This is a genomic window from Paenirhodobacter populi, from assembly GCF_004022215.1.
GTDB classification, from domain to species: domain Bacteria; phylum Pseudomonadota; class Alphaproteobacteria; order Rhodobacterales; family Rhodobacteraceae; genus Rhodobacter; species Rhodobacter populi.
This window is the reverse complement of record NZ_SAUZ01000004.1, coordinates 127,635-146,853: the sequence shown is the minus strand read 5'-3', so window position 1 is coordinate 146,853 and position 19,219 is coordinate 127,635. Positions and strand designations below refer to the sequence as shown.

At 59.3% G+C, this 19,219-nt stretch carries 17 protein-coding genes; 8 read left to right on the top strand and 9 right to left on the bottom strand.

What is annotated here, in order from left to right:
• Positions 1-62: 62 nt before the first annotated feature.
• The 4 genes from D2T30_RS05305 to D2T30_RS05290 form a co-directional block, all read right to left on the bottom strand.
• Positions 63-1,274: a helix-turn-helix domain-containing protein gene (locus D2T30_RS05305; RefSeq protein WP_128208028.1), complete on the bottom strand. Its 1,212-nt coding sequence runs from the start codon at positions 1,272-1,274 to the stop codon at positions 63-65.
• 320 nt (positions 1,275-1,594) lie between these two features.
• Entirely contained in the window at positions 1,595-2,524 is a 930-nt protein-coding gene (gene repB / locus D2T30_RS05300; RefSeq protein ID WP_128208027.1) for a plasmid partitioning protein RepB, read from the bottom strand.
• Positions 2,524-3,702, bottom strand: coding sequence for a plasmid partitioning protein RepA (repA, locus tag D2T30_RS05295; RefSeq protein WP_164884219.1), 1,179 nt, complete (start codon positions 3,700-3,702; stop codon positions 2,524-2,526). The genes repB and repA overlap by 1 nt, the downstream gene beginning before the upstream one ends.
• Positions 3,703-4,016: 314 nt before the next feature.
• Positions 4,017-5,075 carry a tyrosine-type recombinase/integrase gene (locus D2T30_RS05290; RefSeq protein WP_128208025.1) on the bottom strand — a complete coding sequence of 353 codons (1,059 nt, stop codon included), beginning with the start codon at positions 5,073-5,075 and terminating at the stop codon, positions 4,017-4,019.
• A 272-nt stretch (positions 5,076-5,347) separates the two neighbouring features.
• Here D2T30_RS05290 and D2T30_RS05285 point away from each other — a divergent pair, with 272 nt between their 5' ends.
• Together D2T30_RS05285 and scpB are read left to right on the top strand one after the other, a co-directional pair.
• A complete protein-coding gene (locus tag D2T30_RS05285; RefSeq protein WP_128208024.1) occupies positions 5,348-6,265 on the top strand; it encodes a DUF1403 family protein in 918 nt (305 codons plus the stop codon).
• 2 nt (positions 6,266-6,267) lie between these two features.
• Positions 6,268-6,903 (top strand): SMC-Scp complex subunit ScpB, encoded by a 636-nt coding sequence (gene scpB, locus D2T30_RS05280; RefSeq protein ID WP_241651202.1) that lies wholly within the window; start codon positions 6,268-6,270, stop codon positions 6,901-6,903.
• A gap of 31 nt (positions 6,904-6,934) precedes the next feature.
• Here the strand turns inward: scpB and D2T30_RS05275 are convergent, their stop codons facing one another.
• From D2T30_RS05275 to D2T30_RS05265, 3 genes are all read right to left on the bottom strand, one after another.
• Entirely contained in the window at positions 6,935-7,597 is a 663-nt protein-coding gene (locus D2T30_RS05275; protein ID WP_128208022.1) for a hypothetical protein, read from the bottom strand.
• Positions 7,598-7,961: 364 nt separating this feature from the next.
• A complete protein-coding gene (locus D2T30_RS05270; protein WP_128208021.1) occupies positions 7,962-8,408 on the bottom strand; it encodes an EVE domain-containing protein in 447 nt (148 codons plus the stop codon).
• Between the two features lie 2 nt (positions 8,409-8,410).
• Positions 8,411-8,785 carry a VOC family protein gene (locus tag D2T30_RS05265; protein ID WP_128208020.1) on the bottom strand — a complete coding sequence of 125 codons (375 nt, stop codon included), beginning with the start codon at positions 8,783-8,785 and terminating at the stop codon, positions 8,411-8,413.
• A 68-nt stretch (positions 8,786-8,853) separates the two neighbouring features.
• Between D2T30_RS05265 and D2T30_RS05260 the strand changes: the two genes are divergently transcribed.
• Positions 8,854-9,285 (top strand): MarR family winged helix-turn-helix transcriptional regulator, encoded by a 432-nt coding sequence (locus D2T30_RS05260; protein ID WP_128208019.1) that lies wholly within the window; start codon positions 8,854-8,856, stop codon positions 9,283-9,285.
• 43 nt (positions 9,286-9,328) lie between these two features.
• Here the strand turns inward: D2T30_RS05260 and D2T30_RS05255 are convergent, their stop codons facing one another.
• A complete protein-coding gene (locus D2T30_RS05255) occupies positions 9,329-10,198 on the bottom strand; it encodes an OST-HTH/LOTUS domain-containing protein (RefSeq protein WP_128208018.1) in 870 nt (289 codons plus the stop codon).
• 157 nt (positions 10,199-10,355) lie between these two features.
• Between D2T30_RS05255 and D2T30_RS05250 the strand changes: the two genes are divergently transcribed.
• Positions 10,356-10,595, top strand: a complete 240-nt coding sequence (locus D2T30_RS05250) for a WGR domain-containing protein (protein WP_128208017.1) — start codon at positions 10,356-10,358, stop codon at positions 10,593-10,595.
• Between the two features lie 274 nt (positions 10,596-10,869).
• Positions 10,870-11,673 carry a uracil-DNA glycosylase family protein gene (locus D2T30_RS24060; protein ID WP_380728049.1) on the top strand — a complete coding sequence of 268 codons (804 nt, stop codon included), beginning with the start codon at positions 10,870-10,872 and terminating at the stop codon, positions 11,671-11,673.
• A 105-nt stretch (positions 11,674-11,778) separates the two neighbouring features.
• Here the strand turns inward: D2T30_RS24060 and D2T30_RS05240 are convergent, their stop codons facing one another.
• The gene (locus D2T30_RS05240; RefSeq protein ID WP_128208016.1) at positions 11,779-14,475 is read right to left on the bottom strand and encodes an ATP-binding domain-containing protein; all 2,697 of its coding nucleotides are present in this window, start codon (positions 14,473-14,475) and stop codon (positions 11,779-11,781) included.
• Positions 14,476-14,839: 364 nt separating this feature from the next.
• Between D2T30_RS05240 and D2T30_RS05235 the strand changes: the two genes are divergently transcribed.
• From D2T30_RS05235 to D2T30_RS05225, 3 genes are read left to right on the top strand one after another with little or no spacing between them, the layout of a single operon-like run.
• Positions 14,840-16,492 carry a DEAD/DEAH box helicase gene (locus tag D2T30_RS05235; protein WP_128208015.1) on the top strand — a complete coding sequence of 551 codons (1,653 nt, stop codon included), beginning with the start codon at positions 14,840-14,842 and terminating at the stop codon, positions 16,490-16,492.
• A complete protein-coding gene (locus D2T30_RS05230; RefSeq protein ID WP_164884217.1) occupies positions 16,482-18,305 on the top strand; it encodes an ATP-binding protein in 1,824 nt (607 codons plus the stop codon). Before D2T30_RS05235 ends, D2T30_RS05230 begins: the two co-directional genes overlap by 11 nt.
• Positions 18,305-19,219, top strand: a complete 915-nt coding sequence (locus D2T30_RS05225; protein ID WP_128208013.1) for a phospholipase D family protein — start codon at positions 18,305-18,307, stop codon at positions 19,217-19,219. Before D2T30_RS05230 ends, D2T30_RS05225 begins: the two co-directional genes overlap by 1 nt.

Below are 19,219 nucleotides of genomic sequence, written 5' to 3'. Positions count from 1 at the left end.
TATCCGATTCCTCCCGAGCGGTCTATCTGGGTGTTTCATGGCCATGCGACCGCGGTCAGGGATCACACTCGTAGGACGGATCTCACATAGGCATCAGGGTTGATGATGGTTCCGATCTGCTTTGCCATGCGGTTTTCAAGGCTGAGAAGTTCCCAAAGCCCGAGCTTGCTCGCTGCGCTGGCGAGGATGTCCTGGCTTATTCTCAGCATCTTCCCGAATTCGAAAGCGATGCGTGTGGCCTCTTGGGCGCTAGTGGGCTCGGCATAGAAAGCGCTGACCTCCGCCAGGGCAGCCCAACTTGGAAGCGTCGCATCTTTCCTCTTTCTTTTTTTTGTATCTGAGTCTTGCTCTATGTGGCGGACATTCCGTCCGTCAGAGGCGGGCTTTTGCTCGGTTGGCGGCAGGCCGCAGGTTTCTGCGGTGAGAGCCTGAAAGGTTTTGGGGACCGCTCGGTCTGGGGCGCGGTCCATGGTGGTCTCCGCGCAGGATATAGTGTTAGCGGCTTCGGCATTGGAGGGCAGGCGCTGCTCAACCTCTTCGACTTCGTAATGGACTACTGCTTGTGGGGCTGCATGTGACGAGAGGACCGCGGTCAGTTGCGAGAGAGCTTCCCGAGCCTCAATGAGGGTCAGCGAGATACGCCGCACGAGGTTTCGCAGCCCGTCAATGAAGGTGGCGACAGCGTCGCTTAGCTGGAGTTCGGCGCAGGCCGCGCGAAGTCTGAGGATCTGTGCCCGCAGCCCGCGCAACTCGTCTGCTTCTTCGCGTCGGCGCAGGGCAAGGGCGAGTAGCTCGTCGGACTGCGCGAAGAGGGGGGACAGGTCCAGCCCGAAGGCGCCGATTGGTTTGCCGTGCTGCATCACAGGGAAGCGCTTGCCATTTGCGCTGTCACGGCGGCGGATAAGCCCGGCGGTCTCCAGCGTCTCAAGATGCCGACGCAGTTGACGGTCGGTGAGGCCCCTGGCGCGGAAGCACAGGGTTTCGTTGCTGGCATAGACCGTGAGCAGGGTGGTCGGAGAGACCGGTGTCTCGCGACCATCCACGCCCTGGCAGGGCAGGCAGCTCAGGAGAGCGTCAAGAACGACCACCGCACCTTGCCGAATGCCGAGATCGCGGCTGCATGTGTTGACCGCGGCCATGATGTCACGACGAGAGATCGGTCGGAATGCTGGCTGCAGGGTGATCGAACCCATGCCGGGGAGCGAGCGCTCCGCGGATTCGGCACAGATCTCCTGTGCCCCGGCCGCAAGGGCCGTGGATGTGATGTGTTTCATGCGATTTCAGACGGCAAACTAGGTCCGTTCACCGAAATCGGTGTTGCGCTGATTCGTTTTTTGGGGTACCTAGTAAGTGCTTATGTTACAGGGACCCTTCGTTAGCTCACCGCTTTCGGGGGGTTTCTTTTTGCCTGAAGTCTGCTCCTTTTTGCTCTGACTGCCTCGTGTTCGCCCCAGTTGAGAAGGGGCTCTATAGAACCTGACCGCGGTCAGGATTCAGTATGCGCTCTCTACTCTGGCGCACGCTTTCATAACCTGACCGCGGTCAGGTTTGGCGTGAAACCGGGGCGCAATGCATTGATTTAAGAAGATAATCATCAATCTCTCGCCTTTCGTTCTTCCCATTCTTGCAACAATGCGGGGATGCGTTCGCTGAGATAGGAGAGGAATGGCTGATCCTGCACGTTGACCGCTGACAGCGTTATCTTCTTCGCGGACGCTGTTGCGATTATGCGGCCGGGCACCAGACTGCTGAGCTCTTGACCGCTATTGGCTTTCGCTACTGTCGCCGTAATCGCTAGCTCGAGGCGTTCAGGGCTCGATGATGCCTGTGCTGAACCGATTGCCTGCTCTACACGTCGAAGCTCCGCAGGTTTGGCAGAACGACAGAAGGCCGCCAAGGCTTCCCATTGGCGGCGACCGGCTCCATGCGCCGGTCCAATAGCCCGGATGATGTTTTCGGGAATGGCTGAGACGATGGCCTTCATCTTGTAGATGAGGGTGTCGTTCACTCCTGTGGCACGATGGACAACAACGCCCTTGAAACCTGCATCGAGAATTCGGGTGATGAAGAGCGCCTTCTCGATGAACGAGGTATCAAGGCGCTGGTTGTTCTCGACGCCCTGCGCAATTAATGCCTCTTCCTCAGTCATCTCCATGACTGAAGCGCGGACATCGATGCCCAGTGCCTTGCAAGCCAGCACGCGGCGACGGCCATAGACGACCTCCAGGTCGCCATTGTCGAGCCGACGCAACAGGATTGGCACTTGCTGACCATGCTGCCGGATGGACTCGATCAGATCACTGAGATCCTCGGAGGCGTCAATCCGGTCGCTGAAACGCGAGGCATGGATGAGTGTGGGACTGACCAGCCGCGTTGCGCGCCGATCTTCTTCTTTCAGAGATGCCTCCGCTCGCGCCATGTTTGGACTGGAACGACGGGGCAGGGGGGTATCGTCTTCCGGCTCATCGAACTTTCCTTCGAGCGCGTTCTTCAACGAGTTTCCAAAAATTCCTTTGCGGGCCATCAGCTGCGCCCCCAGGACTTCATGAACTCGGCTTCAAGTTCGTCTGCGATCCGACCAATGGCTTCAATCACCCGGTCATAGGTCTTTTTGTTCACATCCCGGGGTTCGATCTCAAACACAGGTTGCTTGGTGTTCGCCGCATCGCCGATCGCCGTAGATTTAACGAACTCCGTGCTCATCACTGCGGTGCCGAGTACGGTTCTCAGGAATCCGGCCATCTGGACCTGCGGTTGGTCCGTCGCCTCATAGCGAGTGATCAGGAACTTGATAAAGTCGAAGCTGTGGTCTGGCGCATGCTGCTCGACAACGCCCATGAGCTCGCTTGCCAGCCCAAGGAAGCTCGCCAGCGACATGGCGTCGAGCATCGACGCGTTCAGCGGAATCAGAACGCCTGTAGATGCGAACAAGGCTGCGATGACCGCGAAGCTCATTTGCGGTGGAGTGTCGAAGATGACGACGTCGTAATCCTGCTGAACCTGATCAATGGCATCTGCCAGTCGGCCATGGAACGGCTTGGAGCTGTCCGGGGTCCGGAACGACAGCGCGGTTTCGTATTCGAATTCGATCACGTCCATCGAGCCGGGCAGGAGGTCGATGTTCGGAAAGTAAGTCTTACGGATCGCATCCCGGCAGGGGAGGGGGTCAGTGTAGCGGATGACGTCGTAGGCAGACGGCATGTCGGGCGCGAGTTCGGGTGTGATCCCGAACATGTTCGTCATCGATGACTGCGCATCGAGATCTATGGCCAAAACCCGATACCCTCGCAGTGCAAGGATCTCGGCAAGGTGGGTGGCCGTCGATGTCTTCGAGACCCCGCCTTTCAGGTTGAAACAGGTGACGACCTGACACTTTTCGCCCGCGCGGCGGCGCGGGTAGTGTTCTGGGCGGATCTTGCCTTCTTCGAAAAGAACCCGTTGGATTTCGTGGAATTCGCTGGCGCTGAAGTAGCGACGGTTGCTCTTGTCCAGTTCGCCAACCGGGATGCGTTCTGCCATTGTCGTGATGTAGTGGCGGAATGTATTCTGGTTCACCCGAATGAACTCTGCCGCCTCGCGCATCGAGAAGCGCCGGAGCGTCTTCTGAGCGTCAGGCGGAAATGCTTCACGCGAATGGTCTTGCAGCGCCCTGGAGAGGCGCCCAGAATATGCTTTGAATCGGGCTGAACCCTGCTCGCTCACGACTGCCCTCATTCTTTGTTGTTGATAGCCTTTTACAACAGAAAATTGGCTATTTTCCACCACAATCTGACGTAGTGCAAAAGTCCCGCTAAGACACACAGCGTGGACGCCGCTGATATTGTGCAATATCAGGCTCTTAAGTGACGCCCTTGATGTTTCACCTAAGGATGGTTTTCCACAGGCGGTCTAGCCCCAACCTATAGGGAACAGTTGGAAATTTTGACATATCCACAGAATTTGGAACCCGGCTGGCGACTCGGGCGAGCAGATTCGTTCACCGCCAAACGCGGGGGGGAGGCCCCCTTGAACCTTCTTTATAGCCCAGCAGCTTTGGTTAGGTTCACCCGGAACCTGTCGCGCCTGCGCTGATACCTGCGGGTCATCTCGGCGCTGGCGTGGCCGAGCTGCTTCTGCACATGGCGCTCATCGACCTCGGCCGAGGAGGCGAGACCGGCGCGAAGGCTGTGGCCGGAGAAAAGGGCAGGGCGGTCCTTCTCGGGCAGATCGCCCCGCAGTCCGGCGGTCTGAGCGGCCCGCTTGACCAGCCTTGCGACCTCGCGGCCATTGAGGCGAAACGGCCCCGGTTCTTTTCCCCCGCCGGTGACACGACGGAACAGCGGTCCCTGGCTGATGCGGCCAAACTTCAGCCAGAGTTCCAGCGCGTCGATCGGACAGGTGGCGGACGAGGATCCGCGTCCGATCTCCACCTCGCGCCAGCCGGTCTTGCCGCGCAGAGTGACGAGCAAGCCGCCGGGAAGAACCTCGATCCAGCCGCGCCCGTCCTCGGTCTGATCACGGCCCGCGTCCAACCCGGTGATCTCGGACCGGCGGAGGCCTCCGGCGAAGCCGATCAGCAACATTGCCCGGTCGCGCAGGCCCCGCAGGGTGCCGCGGTCGCAGGTCTCCAGCATCGCCAGAATATCCTCGGGCAGGATGGCCTCCTTCTGGCGCGGCGGGGCGGCATGGCTGTTGCGGATGCCTGCGAGAACGGTGGCGATGTGCCGGTCGCGCCGGTCAAGGGCCACACCGCGTTGGGCATAGGCCCAGACCAGCGCCGAAAGCCGTCGCTCGATGGTCGAGACCGCGTTCTTACGCCCGCCGACCGACGTCGCGCCGGAGGCGCAGGCGGTGATATAGAGGCCGACAGTTTGCGGGTCCGGCGCCAGCGCATCCAGCCCCCCACGTCGGCACCAGCCGCCAAAGTGCTTCCAGTCGGCGGCATAGGCCTTGCGGGTGTTGACGGAACTGGCCGCCTCGGCATAGCCGCGCGCCCGTTCGGCCAGATCCCGCAGGGCAGGGGGCTGGTGGTCGAGGAGGGCAGGGGAGGGGGCGTCCCGCTTCACGTCTTCCAGATCGGATGCCTCATCTGTCATGGCGATCTCCACGGCCGGTACGCGCCGACGTGCGCGCGCTGAAGCGCGATGCCGCCGCAGAATCCCAGACAGAAGCCCGCGCTCTATGCAGCCTCATCGGGGCGTCTTGGGCAGGATTTCGGGGCATTTTCGGGGTCTTGGAGCGCATCTCTCTATAAAGGAACAAAACGACCGATAATGCAACATTATTGGACATTATATAGAAAGGACGAGCGCGGCGGATATTGGAACTCGATCTAGCATAAAGCGCCGATGCCTGCTAGCCTTCTGCCATGTCACCTGCCGCAAGATCTCCCCTGCCTCCATCAAATCCTCCGGCTCTTCCGCGATGGATCCGGCAGGGTGCGGGCCGCGATGATGTTGAAACAGTGATGTTTTTCGTCGGGGCAGCCATTGCTGTACTGGACCCGATTGCCCGGTCTGAGGATCCGGTCGGCATCCTCTGGCGCAAACGCCTGGCGCTCTCGAGCGCAGCGGCAGTTTCCCAACTGGAAGGACGCCGGGAAGGCGAAGCGCAGCTCCGAGATGCCTTCGCCCTGCGTAGGCCCGGCGACGATCCCGGCCCGGCCGGGCGGATGCTGATCGGCTGGCGCGCCTTGGGCGAGGCACGGGCGCTGAGATCAGTCGACTGGCCTGTGCGCTTGCCTGGCTTCTTCGATCTGCCGCCCGACGCGAGCGCTGAGGTCTTGCGTGACCTCGGCGCGCGGTTTGTCGGGCGCACTCCGCCCTTACGGCTTGCGGCGGAGGCCTCGCGGGAAGTGCTTGCCCTTGGTCCGGCTCAGCGTGGCCTTGCCCTCTGGGTGGCGGATGCGCTTTTGGCTCGGGCGCTTGGCTGGGATCGGCCGGTGCCGCTGCTCGCGTCGCATCTGCCGCGGGCAGCGTTCCGGCTGGAGGGTGAGGCATGGCTTGCGGCCTGTGCGAGCGCCTGGGGCAGGGGGGCGGTTGCTGCCCTTGATCTGCACATCGATCTGGCCCGCCGCGCCGATGCCTTGCGCGCGACACATCTGCGGCGGCCGGGAAAGGATACCGTCTCTACTATCACCGCGCTCCTGACTGAGGATGTGCTGGCGGCCCAGGCGGGGGGCGAGGCCAGCGACCGCGCGGCGCGGCGGCTGTTTGACCGGCTGACCTCACTCGGGCTGGTGCGTGAGCTGACCGGACGGTCGAGCTTCCGGCTTTACGGGTTATGACGATGAGCCCGAAGCTCGCCGAGCCGCTGGACACCGAACTCGCCGACCTGCCGCAGGCGCTGCGTTGGCGGGAATGGATGGCGCGGGTCGAGGCGGTGCTGTTCGCCGCCTCCGAGCCGGTGGGCCGGGAGGTGCTGGCGCGGGTGGTCGGTCGTGACTGTGCGCTCGATCTGCTGATCGAGGATATTTCGTTGGAACTGGCCGGTCGTCCCTATGAAATCGCACGTATCTCAGGCGGCTGGCAGTTCCGCACGAGGGTGCAACACGCAACTGCGATCCGCGCGGCGCGCGGCGAGGGTGATACCACCCGTGATCTGACCCAGAACGAAGCCCTTGTACTGACCATCATCGCCTATATGCAACCGGTGACCCGTGGTGCGATCTCGCGACTGACCGGCCGCGAGGTGAGCCGTGATCTGATCGCACGGCTGCACCGCCAGGCCCTGATCGCCCGAGGTCCCCGCAGCCCTGAACCCGGTGCGCCCTACACTTACGTCACCACGCCGGGGTTTTTGCTGCAGTTCGGGCTGGAAACCCTGCGCGACCTGCCGGACCTCGAAGCGCTGGAAGATGCGGGACTGCTGAAGCCCCAGGCTGACATCGCGTTCGATCTGCCGATTGCGGGCGAGGTCGAGTGATCTTACTTCCCGACCTTATGTTTGTAGCCCGCTAGGGCCGGCCGGCGAGAAGAGTCGTAACTTGCTGAGTGCCGTCTAACCAGGCGGCTACGTCTGGGCGTCGCCATTCGATGATCCGGCGAATGCGCGCGTGGTCCTCTGCTAGGTTGCGAGCAAAGATCGGCTCGTGGTGAGCAATCCGGTTTCTCAGCTTTCTCACTTCGTCGATGTCATCGAACAACCTGGCGCGCGCCTGCGAAAGCGTAAGCGCCTTGTCGTAGCCTGGGAAGGTCCGGGCCAGATGATGATCCCAGATCCGAGGCTGCTGCCCCTTCAGGAACATGAAGCGCCAAAAGGCGAACTTCAGTTCGGCGACAACCTTGCCGGCTGTGGGAAGCTTCGCCGCGCAGTCGGCCAGGTCCTCTCGGGGTCTATAGCCCCTTGCGGGAGCGGGGAGGGTGTAGACAAAACCTCGGTTCAGATGCCAGTTCGCGCCAAAAACCGTCTCGATCGCCTCAACCGCTCCGTTCCGGATCGACAGCTCGCAGAACTGCAACATGACGTAGAAGGCCGCCGACACATCCGTGTTCCAGCAGTAGAGGGCCATGGCTTTCTGACGGTCTCCACCGGCTTCACGCAGGTAGGTGGCAAACCGGGGAGGCGACAGCACCGCCTCAAGGTCAAGGATCAACTGGTTCGAAAAGCGTGTCGGCATGGATCGTTGCGGTATAGCGATGTTGACCCGAAGACCATAGTGACCTATCTATAACGAGCAAGGCTTTGAGGTTCGCGGGTGTATGCCTTCCCTCATCGTCGTAAGATCTGCAGAAAGCCCGTCGCGTTTGCGGCGGGTTTTCTCGTTCTGGCGCTTGGTCTCACGGCCTTATCCGTGGCTGTGCCAGTGGAGCTGGCTAGTTAGCCTTACGGCGATAGAGTTCATCACAACTCTGAATCGTTCTCCCGTGCAGGCCAGCGGTGAAATGGGCCACTGTAGCATGCGGGGTGCATTCTGGCTGCTCATGGGAGATAGATCGAGCGGTCTTCCACGCAGGTGCCCGGCATTTCCGGGCGTCCATCCATCAGCGACTCAGGGCATCGAACTCGGATAGCACCCCCATGGCATTGGCAATGCACTTCATGTCCTGTTCCGAAAGGCGCCTCTTTGATCCGCGCATGACGATGCCCCAGCCGGGGCCGAGATCCTGGGTCATTTCCAGGTTGTTCAGAAGCGGTCTGATTGGCGCGGATCTCACGTTCAGAAGATAGCTGACATCGACGCGGTAAGGGTTGAAGTCCATCGCCTGCGGAAACAGGTAGGGGGCCTCTGATGTCACCCGTCCAATCGTTGTGAATGACTGCACTGTCTCGCCCGTGCCCATGCCTTCGCGCGGCGAATAGTAGACGATCCAATCTCCTTTTTTCAGACCCTTGATCGCCATGTGTTTGCCATGGCCCAGTTGGGCGATGCCTGCCTCTCGCCCGGCGCGCGCGTGTTCGGCCGAGGCAACGCCCATCCAGAAGGTCATGATCAGCCCGCCTTCTGCACAGCATGGGCGGTGATCGTGTAGCCGAATGGGTCCTGAAAGGCGAAGTAGCGACCGAACGGTCCATCCTTCGGCGGCAAGGCGATGGTCACGCCTTTTGCCGACAAGTGCTCATGCAGCGCGTCGGCATCGTCACAGCCGAACCAAAGCGCGATGCCATGGCCAAGTATCGGGACTGCATCGAGATCGACCACGGGGGTCCGCACCGCGAAGGGGATCGGCTTGCAGTCAAACACGACAGCACCCGGAGGCGCGAAAGGCGCGACGGTCAGCCCGACAACATCGGTGTAAAATGCGCAGGCGGCATCGAGATCGGCGACCTGGATGCCGATGAAGTCGGGACCGATGAGCTGTGGCATGTCTTGCAACCTTTGAGGAGTCAGATAATATCAGGAGGCTGATATAATATAAGGCGGCTTATATTGCAATGACCAAAGACATGGCTCCGCTGCTGGGATACCGACTGAAGCTGGCGCAGCACGCCCTGCATCGCCGTATGGAAGAGGCGCTCCGCCCCCTTGGTCTGAGCCCAGCTCAATATGCTGTGCTGGCAGAACTGAATGCCCGGCCGGATCAGGCCAATGCGGACTTGGCCGAGCGGGCCTTCATCACGCCGCAGTCCATGCAGGGCGTGCTGAAGGGCCTGGAGGTGGCGGGCTTGGTCGAGCGGCGGCAGGACAGTCGTCACGGCCGGCGTCAACTGGCGCGCCTGACGGTGCTGGGTCACGGCACAGCAGATGCGGCGAACATTGCGGTGATGGAGGTGGAGATCAGGCTGGAGGCTGCCGTCGCCCCGGCTGAACTGGGAGAGGCGGTGCAGATGATGGAACGCCTGCACAAGGCAATGATTGCGCCGTAAGAATGACGGCTGCCGGATCTGCCTGCGTTACACCGCGCAAGATTTATCCTGAGGGAGATCCACCCCATCCCTTCAGAAGATTGGGCAGCGGCGTTCTTGATTTTCTGACCCGATACCAGGCTGCGCGCTTCTCCATTGTTTGGCGATATTGCAGCTCAAAGTGACCAGACTCGTGAATGACCTGTCGCCAACTGGAGCATCCATAGCCAGAGGGGTCTTCGTCGGGGTACTCTTTTGAAATCCAGCGTTCCGCCTCTGAGACCGAGGTCCAGCCAGCTACGGCCAGTATAGCAGCAGCTTTGTGAAGCGCCTCGACAATCACTGTGTTGGACCAGGGCACTTTTCCATGAACGATCAGGTCGCGAAACGCGTCGGAATTCACGAGTTCCGATGCTTTTGCTCTGACCTGATCCAGATTGCTAGCCCACTCACGTAGCTCATCGAGGTGCTGTCTGATCCGGACCGAGGCTGCCAGCAGTGCTGCCTCGGCTCGTTGGCAGCCTGCAAGAGTGCCCAGTTCATGTTGTTGCAGAAAATGGTGGACGAGTTCGTTTCGCATGCACACGAGTTCGCGCAGACCTGCCTCCACTTTCGCCATATCGTCCGTAGCGAAGCCCAACTGCATTCGAACATCGAACGACGGGCCGGTCTCAGCGGGTTCACTAGTAGCCGCGCGTGATCCGAGGTTCTCGTCGCTTGTGAACACGTCATGCAGCAGCCGGTTGACCAACTCTCCGAGCGTCTTTCGACGGACTTCCGATCCTGATGCCGGACCGGGTCCGGAAATCTCGCAGGCCGCCACAATGGCCTTCACCTGCAGCTCATAGGCTTGAAGGGCCAAAATGCATTGACCGAGCAGGCGCTGAACCTCCCGCTGAAGGTCTCGCAAGGCTGGATCAGAGTGAAGCGTCATGGAGGGCCGATCTGGGAATGCTCAGAGCATCCGTTGATACTGGCATGTGAGCCGCCGGCCGACCATGGGCGTTTCATCACGGTTGTGAATCGCAGCGGTCGCCAGGATTCCAAACTGTCGTTGGACGGGATGAGGGGAAGAATGCGATGCTCCGACCATGGATGAGCCCGTTCACCTTCAGCGGATCGACCCTGAGCGCAACATGCGCCGCTTTTATGCGGCTGAAATTCTGCCCACCCTGTTTGGCGGGGTTTCGGTGGTGCGGCGTTGGGGACGCATCGGCGGGCCGGGGCGCGTGATGCTTGAGACCTTCGATCATGCGGAGGAGGCTCGGGCGGCTCTGACGAAGCTGGTCTCCGTAAAGCAACGACGCGGCTATCGCATTGAAGCCGGCTGACAGCGTTGAGCAATCGCCCTCACGCTACTCGACGCTCCTACAGCATTTAAACATCCACACCTTGCTGCTATGTATGCAAATACCATGACATAGAGAAGTTAAGGATGTGGTCTCTCCGTGTCGGGAAGGTCCTGGAAGATGCGGTCGAGGCAATCGAAATAATCACTCCGCTAGTCATTTACTACGCCCAGTGGATCCGCGGAGAGACGAACGGAGATAGGAATGACTTTACAAGCGCATATGCGTCCCCTTGGCCGAGGGATGGGCGGCGGCCGTGCCGAGGGCCTGGCGTCCAGTATTTGCCGGTGTAGATCCACAAATTGAATCACCTTTGCTTGCCCGGGTTCAAGACGGCGAATTCTCCCCGTCCTATCCTTCCTTGGTTCAAGAAGGCGGACGGCATCTTTTTCGTGCTTTCAGCCGCATTTCACCCGCCCGGACCCGCGTCGTCGTGATTGGGCAGGACCCATATCCCGAGCATGAGCGGGCCACTGGGCGGGCATTCGAGGATGGCGCTGCGTATACCCGTGGCTTCGCGGATAGTATTAGGAAACTGTTCCAATCGGCCGTCGCCATCGTAGAACCAGATTTACAAGTAGACCAGAATGCTGCTGGCTGGAATCTGATACGTCAGCAGGTCAGGGAACGCCTCCCCAATCAGAGAGCTATAGCGGGGTATTTCGATACACTGGCAGCTGAACAAGGAGTGCTATTCCTGAATGCCGCTTGGACCTTCACGGATGTCCGTGGTGATCACGATGCGCGAGCGCGCGAGCGTCTACGCGGACGAGTCCAAAGGGCGCATCAAGCTTTATGGCGACCAGTGACGCTGAGACTGATTGAACGACTGGCTTTGCGACGGAGGCCGCCAGTTTTTCTACTCTTCGGAGGGGAGGCACAAAGTAGCTTCCGTGCAGCGACCCGAAATCTTCCGGCTGTTCCTTCCAGTATTTGTTGTGCGCATCCGGGCGCGAGACAAGGGGCATACTATGCTGAGGAGAACCCTCTTGCGCGGACGAACAATGTTCTAGCGCAATTGGATCGCGCCCGAGTGGTCTGGTGGCCTCCATTAGAGTAAATTTCATTTCGATGTGCAATCGCTTTGTGGGAATTGTGATCAACACTAGATCTCTATTACCGCCAGACCCTGATCAGATGGCTGCGGTGCTTGACACTGCTGGGCTCAGAAAGCGAACGCCTTTTTGAAAAGTGGCATAGTTTTCTCGATCTTTTCCGGCAAGGTGGCGCCATGACAGGTTAACCCAAGATATGTGGCCGCGCGGGTCGTTCCGACATAGAGATACTTATCGAATAGATCGGGATACTGCTCGGCTAGGTCGTCCACGCCGACAAAGAATACGGCCTCAAACTCTAAGCCTTTGATGTGCTGGACGTCGAAGACCCGGATATCATTGTTTTGTCCCGCAAATTGACCTTCGTAGCACGGGACGACATTCATGTTGTGTGCTTCGACACGCTTACGTAGCGCCTCGGTAAGCGGTCCGACTTCTCGCTCGCTATTCACCAGAACGGCGACCGAGGGCAGAGGCGATGTGAGACCTTCGACTTCGACTAATCGCTCTGCCAACCAGTCGGCGATGGCATCGTGGCCTACGAGGTTCGTGGCAAGCACGGGATCGACGCCGTCGCTCTTGATGTCTTTGGGCAGAGTCACATGAACCGTTTGGCCGGAGCAGAGGCGAACGATTTCCGAAGCGAGGTGGCTGAGCTGCCTGCTGTGGCGGTAAGTCACTTCGATAGGCCGCACGTCGATGCCGGGAACCGCCCAGCTCATGTCTTCGTTCGACCGGCTGCCCCATTGGGTAATGCGTTGGTTGAAGTCACCACAGGCAAAGAACGAACGAATGGTCGGATTGGATAGAGCCGCCATGCTGCAAAGCTGGAGCGGTGAGAAATCTGTTGCTTCGTCGACCATGATCTGATTACGGACGAGTGTGCGATATTGGCGCACAGGTTCGAGCGCCCCGCTGTCCGGCAATCGGCCGAGTGCCGGTTCCGTCACGATTTCTGCCAGGACGTCGAGTGTACCTGCCAGCATTAGATCGACCTCAAGCGGATGGGCATCCGCAGCAGACATGACAGCAGTATCGTACCACCGTGCCTCCGTGATGCGCGCCCGACGGAAACGTCGGTAGCGAGCTGGGAGGCCGTTGACATACCGCCTGATGGGATTTGTGAAACGCCGCAGTGCTGCTTGGAGTTGAAGGCTGTCGCCAAGCTGTCTTAGTTCGGTGCGCTCCATGGTTCTGTCGCCGATCCAAGTAGCGATGCGGGCTGCCCGGCCGCCTCGCGGGGCTGTCCGGCCGGAGGCGGCAGCAATGGCCTGACTCCTTATGTTGGAGGTAAATGCCGCCAAGGCCTTTGCGACTGGCGTCTGAGCCGGTGTAACGTCTTCATCGTCTTCGCCGTCGCCTTCCTCAAGGTCCTCTTCTGGGGTGAGCGTATCGAGAAAGCGCGCGAAGTCCGTCAGCAGCCCGCGGTCATGGTTGAGCCGAAAATTGATGTGACGGCGGATGCGTTCGTCAGACTCGGCTCGCAGGCTAGACAGAGGCTCTTGGACCGATCCAATGAAGCGGACAAGTTCCAGCAGAGCGCTGGCAGTGGTAAGCCGCCGTAGACGGCCGAGAAGGGCTTCAGCTTCATTGCCGATACGAGCGACATCCGCGCGCTTGGATTTTTTCAGTGTCTCGGCGGCGGCGGCGAGCTCGGACCAGAACTCCGCAAGCTGCCATTCGTTGAAGTCAAGAAACCAGTCAGTCTGCCCGGTTATCGTCTCCGGAAGGAGAATCTTTGCGTCACGTTGCTGCACGTAAGCACCGCCGCCCGCACTGGATTTCAGGATGCGGAAATGATTGCGGGCAAGCTCCAGACGATACCGGTCCCAGGTTGATATCTTCTGGTCAGGTGCCGCGATGCCCTCTCTCGCAAATGCCTCTTTCAGATATTGCTTCAGTAGGTCAGTTGGCGTGAACATGAGCCAACTATCTTTATGTGGCATTCCGCTCTCGGCCTCAGCTGAGGAGGCGAGACGCCGCTCGTCGTCTTCGAAATAGGCCTGATCCAGCTTTTGGCCAAGCCTTCGGATTAGCGTGGTTGTCTTGCCTGTCCCCGGCGGCCCAATAATCAGGAGCTGCTTTTGCAGTGGAAGGCGGAAAATTTCGTCCTGGTAACGGTCAAGAATGGGTTGGTCTCGCAGCCCCATTTTGGTGATGACGGTGCGCCTGATGCCTTCGATGATATCATCGGTTTGCTGCGCTTCAGCCAAAATATGGGCGAGAAGGTCTTCCTCGGTTAGCGATGCCTGGCTTGGTTCGATCAGCAGCTTTTGCATCGACGGCACGGTGATCGGGCCGTAAGATTCTGTGTATAGAACCGAATTCTGTGAATCCCAAAACGTGTCAGTAAACTGTGGATGAAGGATCCCTTTCTCAAGCACGGTGACGGTAACTTCACCTTTGGGCAGCTGGAGCTCAAAATCGTCGCCGACATTCAGCGACGCCAAGCGGCCAGCGGGAGTGTTGCGGCCGGCTAGTCTGAACGCTGCGTTGCCGAAGCTTTCCGCAGTGTTTCGGCAAATGTAGTAAGTCGCTGTCTCCCCGTCTTCGAGTTCGACCACGATACGAGCGATGGCAGGTTCCCTTGCAAGTGAGACAAGGCTGCGCGCGCGGGCTTCATCGATATCGCCGAGAGACTTCACCGCTCCGCCGGACGTAAAGGTATTGATGTTCGCAAACGCGTCCGCACCAGAGGTGCTGCGTTCGGCGAGCTGGGCTCGCGCAGCGGATCCCACGGCAGTCAAGGCGGAGATGGTATCCCTTGATATCCGCGCAACGCTATCCTTCAGGCTTGGCTCGGCCATGCTTTCCCTACGTTCCTCATCTATACGTGCGGCAAAAATAGTGGTGTTTCCTTAGCAACATGAACGAAGTGTCCCCGCGAGGGAAGCTGATCGTTAGCTCCCGAAGGCCCTGCTGCTCGAAACATCGATCAGCGTCTAAGGGGCCACGGTGCACCTGTTGCATGTTTCGTGCGCGACTTCGCCAAGGTCGTCCTTTGACCGATGTTGCAGAGATTCGTAGCCAGCAATCCTGAGACTTCACGCGGTCGCGAGGATGCGATAGCAATATGCTGTCACCGAACAACCTAATTTCCGGCTAGAACCAAATTCCTTTCCCTTAAGTACCCAATCCTCCCATCGGGCACAGAGCTAGGACAAGATACCAGTGAGCTTTGACATCAAGCGTGGATATGCTGGCGGTAGTCCTGGGCAAATGCTTGATGCCGTCCTTGATCGCCTTACCATTCGGGACCTCCAGATCGTTGTTGGAACGCGTGTTCTGCCCCTGCTTCCGATCGGAACACAGTCTGACCGGACCGCCCTCAAGAGGGCAGCGTTGCGCATGATCCGGAACAGGCCGCGTCTGGTCTTTTCTTCGCCAGATCTTAGGAAGACACTACTTCGTAACCTTGATCCCGGGAAAATCGACGAGCTCGAACACCGTGTGGCCAAAGAAGGTTTGGTCGTTGAGAGGGATTTATCTGACCACCTGACATCGTCCGCCGTTTGGCCCATCGTCTCGGGTTTTTTCGGTCTTGAGCCGGAGGAGCTTGCTAACGCGGCAAGAGAATTGCCGCGGCAATCCATTGGGACCCAGTTTGGGCTGTTTGCCCACCAGCGGTCGGTGGTGCGAAGGACTTACGGTAAGATCGGGTCCGGTTATGGACGCACACTCATCCACATGCCAACGGGTGCCGGTAAAACACGAACGGCGATGCATTATATTGCGCGCATTCTGAATGAATCGGAGCCTTGCGTGGTGGCTTGGCTGGCCAGCAGTCGCGAGCTCCTTGAGCAGGCGGCCGAGACGTTCGAAACCGCCTGGGCAGCTCTCGGCAACCGTCCCCTTGTACTGCATCGGTTCTGGGGAGACTACAACGACGCGCCCGGCGACTTGACTGACGGAGTCGTCGTCGGCGGTCTCGCAAAGCTGCATGCCTGGCGATCCCGCGATAGCACAGGATTCCTACGGTTGAGTGCGAGGACTCGGCTCATAGTGATGGACGAAGCGCATCAGGCTATTGCGCCGACCTACCGCGCTGTCATTGAAGGCCTCGCAGACGCAGGTCAAGCGGACGCGGTACTCGGCCTTTCGGCGACTCCAGGGCGCTCTTGGAACGACATCGCTGAGGACAAGGAACTAGCTAGATTCTTTGGTGGATCCAAGGTGGTGCTTGAAGTCGATGGCTATGATAATCCTGTAGAATACCTGCTTACGGAAGGATATTTGGCGAGGCCCGAGTTTTCGAGGATTGAATACCAGCCGGAAACATCGCCGTCGCCTGAGGCGCTGAAACGGCTTGCCCGGCTGGACGACTATTCGGACGATATACTCGAGAAGCTAGCGATGGACACGGGGCGCAACCTCGCTGTCATTGAGGGAGTTCGGCAGTTGATCAACCGGGGGCATCAACGGATCATTCTGTTTGCGGCTTCGGTGGGTCATGCCGAGGATCTGGCAGCCGCTCTCAGTGCCTATGAGATTGAAAGCCTCGTCGTGACCGGCGGGACGCCGGCTGCACGCCGATCGGCAATCCTTAAGACGTTCAAATCGCCTGCAGCGAGGCCGATCGTGGTCTGCAACTTCGGTGTGCTGACCACCGGCTTCGATGCACCAAGAACGAGTGCGGCCATTATAGCTCGCCCAACCAAGTCCCTGGTGCTGTTTAGTCAGATGGTCGGCCGCGCAACGCGAGGCATCAAGGCTGGGGGCAACGCAACCTGCGAGATTCTGACGGTCCATGATCCGAACTATCCAGGATTCGGGGACGTCGCAGAAGCTTTCTTCAACTGGGAAGATGTTTGGAATGAACACTGAAACCGAAACGGATCAGGAAGATGCTTCCTTTATCCCGCCCGACCTCGCCATCCAGGCGATGCGTGACAACGGCTACAAGAATACCGCTTATGCACTGGCCGAACTGATCGACAACTCGGTTCAGGCCAATGCCAAGTCAGTTGAGATCATCTGTGTCGAGACGGTGCAGCAAATCAATCAGCGTCATCTAAAGCGACTTGCCAAGATCGCAGTTCTCGATGACGGCGACGGAATGACCGGAATAGTGCTCCGCAAGGCGCTGCAGTTCGGCAACGGCACTCGTCTCAATGACCGTAGCGGCATTGGTCGATTCGGCATGGGTCTTCCCAATGCCTCAATCTCTCAGGCTGCACGAGTAGATATCTGGACCTGGCAAAATGGCCCGGATAACGCGTTGCATTCGTATTTGGACGTCGATGAGATCCGTCAGCGCAAGCTGAGAGATGTGCCACTACCTCGACCTTCCTCTGTGCCCGAAGAATGGCGTAGGCGTGCAGAAGGGCTTGGTACCAGCGGAACGCTCGTCGTTTGGTCGAAGCTTGGCGCGGATCGCATGACTTGGAAAGGCGCTAGAGCGACCTTGCGCAACACTGGCTGGCTGCTCGGCCGGATCCATCGCCGTTTCATCAACGACAAGAGTCTGAGCATTAATCTCGTAGGCGGCGAGGACTTGGCTCTTGAGAAGAACCCGGTCACCATCAACGATCCGATGTATCTCCTTCCGGCGCCTACACTGCCCGCTCCCTACAATACTGAGCCAATGTTCGAGCATGTGCGGGATGAACCCATCAGCGTCGAGGTGAACGGCGAGGTATTCGAGGTTCGTACGTCCTATTCAGTTGCCAAGCCGACTACGCTCGAACTGGCTGGCAGCTCCAACCGCGGCGATACAAAGTATGGCAAGGATGCCGCCGAAAACATCGGCGTATCTGTCATGCGAGCAGGGCGGGAGCTGATGCTTGATCGCTCCTGGACCATCCAATACGATCCTCGCGACCGATGGTGGGGTTGCGAGGTTGAATTCCCTGCCGATCTGGATGAGATTTTTGGCGTCACCAATAACAAGCAGGCAGCAACTGTCTTCAACGAACTTTCCGCCCTTGATTGGAGGGAACTCGCGGAGGGTGAAGAGACACTTCCCGAAGTTATAGAGCGTCTCCGTGAAGAGGGCGACCCTAAGGGGGTTCTCCTACACCTCTCCGAGGCAATCAAACGCAATCTTCGCGCGCTTCGTGAGACGATCAAGGTGCAGGGGAAAGGTTCCCGCCGTCCCGGCAAGCGGCACGGCGATGGTGATCCGACCGAGGATACGAACGAGAAGTGGAAGGAGCGGGACAAGACCAACCCAATCCCTGACGGCGATACACCCCCAACGCCTGAGGATGTCGAGGACATTTCTGAAGATCTCAAGGAAGATGGGATTGACGAGCAGGCGGCGGAGGAGATCGTCGCGCGCGTAGTGTCGGGTGACCTTAAGATTCTGTTTATCGACAAGACGCTGGGCAGTTCAGGCGAACTTTTTACAGTGGTCGCTCGGGGTCACACGACGGAAGTCGTATTCAACCGGCGCCATCCAGGGTTCGAGATGATCTTCGACACCGTCTCTGCGGACGATGACCTCGATAGCCTTTCGAGCACCGAGCTGCAGGATAGGCTCCTAAAAGCCAGTCGAGCCGTCCGGGTTATGTTCGCGGCGTGGGCACGCATGGAACGAGAAGATCCACCCAACCTCTCGCGCTACGAGCGGGTGCGTGAGGCATGGGGAAAGTTGGCGCGGGACTTTCTTGAGCCCGTTAGCGCCGAGGACGTCTGATGCGTCGCGATGGAGACCGACTGGTTGAACACCTCGCAGCCGCGACGCGAGGCGTCTTGATCTGTGCTCCCTTTATCAAGGCGGGGGTGCTGAGACGCCTTCTGCAGACGATACCTTCGCACGTAACGGTCCGCGTGGTGACGCGGTGGCTTCCTGCTGAGATCGCGGTTGGCGTGAGCGATCTCGAAGTTTTCGATGTTGTGGCTGCGAGGCATGGGGCGCGGCTTGAACTTCTTGATCGCCTGCATGCCAAGATCTATGTCGCGGATCACGCTGCGCTTATAGGGTCCGCAAATTTGACCGGTGCCGCACTCGGCTGGTCGGACAAACCAAACCTCGAATTGCTTACTACGCTAGCGTCGACTGACGAAGCTGTCCGCCAATTTCTCGAACAGCTTGCAGAAGCTCGGCCCGCGGCTCTCGAGGAGCGAGACCGGATGCGCAGGCTCGTAGAGGAACTCCATGTGCCCGAATTAAACCTCGTCTCAGACGCCACCACAACAGCCCCGGCCGTGCTGTGGCTGCCGCAGCTCGCAGCGCCTTCGCGCCTGTTCCAAGCCTATATGCCGCAGACACGTGACCGCTTGGCCGCATCTGTCCTGGAGGCGGCGCTCAGCGACATCGATGCGCTCGGTATCCCGTCCGGTCTACAGGAGGTGGCTTTCCGCCAAGCTGTCGCCGCGTCATTCGAGCGGATGCCGGCGGTGCAACGGATACTTGCAGCGGCTGCTGATGATTTGCGGGACGCTGACGGCGCCGACATCATCCACCAGATGCCAGTCGCCCGGGACCTGGACGCAGAGCAACAGTGGTTAATAGTCCGAGAATGGATGACCAGCTTTCTCGGTGATCGTTATGAGATTGCTCCGGCGAGTTTTGTTGTCCGTCTCAAACCTGGCGCCGGCCGCACTTAG

Excerpts from the sequence above, each read along its gene's own strand:
- D2T30_RS05260 (WP_128208019.1), top strand. The coding sequence starts at position 8,854 with ATGACCAAAGACATGGCTCCGCTGCTGGGATACCGACTGAAGCTGGCG.
- D2T30_RS05255 (WP_128208018.1), bottom strand. The coding sequence starts at position 10,198 with ATGACGCTTCACTCTGATCCAGCCTTGCGAGACCTTCAGCGGGAGGTT.
- repB (WP_128208027.1), bottom strand. The coding sequence starts at position 2,524 with ATGGCCCGCAAAGGAATTTTTGGAAACTCGTTGAAGAACGCGCTCGAA.
- D2T30_RS05275 (WP_128208022.1), bottom strand. The coding sequence starts at position 7,597 with ATGCCGACACGCTTTTCGAACCAGTTGATCCTTGACCTTGAGGCGGTG.
- D2T30_RS05305 (WP_128208028.1), bottom strand. The coding sequence starts at position 1,274 with ATGAAACACATCACATCCACGGCCCTTGCGGCCGGGGCACAGGAGATC.
- D2T30_RS05230 (WP_164884217.1), top strand. The coding sequence starts at position 16,482 with ATGAACACTGAAACCGAAACGGATCAGGAAGATGCTTCCTTTATCCCG.
- scpB (WP_241651202.1), top strand. The coding sequence starts at position 6,268 with ATGAGCCCGAAGCTCGCCGAGCCGCTGGACACCGAACTCGCCGACCTG.
- D2T30_RS05265 (WP_128208020.1), bottom strand. The coding sequence starts at position 8,785 with ATGCCACAGCTCATCGGTCCCGACTTCATCGGCATCCAGGTCGCCGAT.
- D2T30_RS05240 (WP_128208016.1), bottom strand. The coding sequence starts at position 14,475 with ATGGCCGAGCCAAGCCTGAAGGATAGCGTTGCGCGGATATCAAGGGAT.
- D2T30_RS05250 (WP_128208017.1), top strand. The coding sequence starts at position 10,356 with ATGGATGAGCCCGTTCACCTTCAGCGGATCGACCCTGAGCGCAACATG.
- D2T30_RS05270 (WP_128208021.1), bottom strand. The coding sequence starts at position 8,408 with ATGACCTTCTGGATGGGCGTTGCCTCGGCCGAACACGCGCGCGCCGGG.
- D2T30_RS05285 (WP_128208024.1), top strand. The coding sequence starts at position 5,348 with ATGTCACCTGCCGCAAGATCTCCCCTGCCTCCATCAAATCCTCCGGCT.
- D2T30_RS05290 (WP_128208025.1), bottom strand. The coding sequence starts at position 5,075 with ATGACAGATGAGGCATCCGATCTGGAAGACGTGAAGCGGGACGCCCCC.
- D2T30_RS05225 (WP_128208013.1), top strand. The coding sequence starts at position 18,305 with ATGCGTCGCGATGGAGACCGACTGGTTGAACACCTCGCAGCCGCGACG.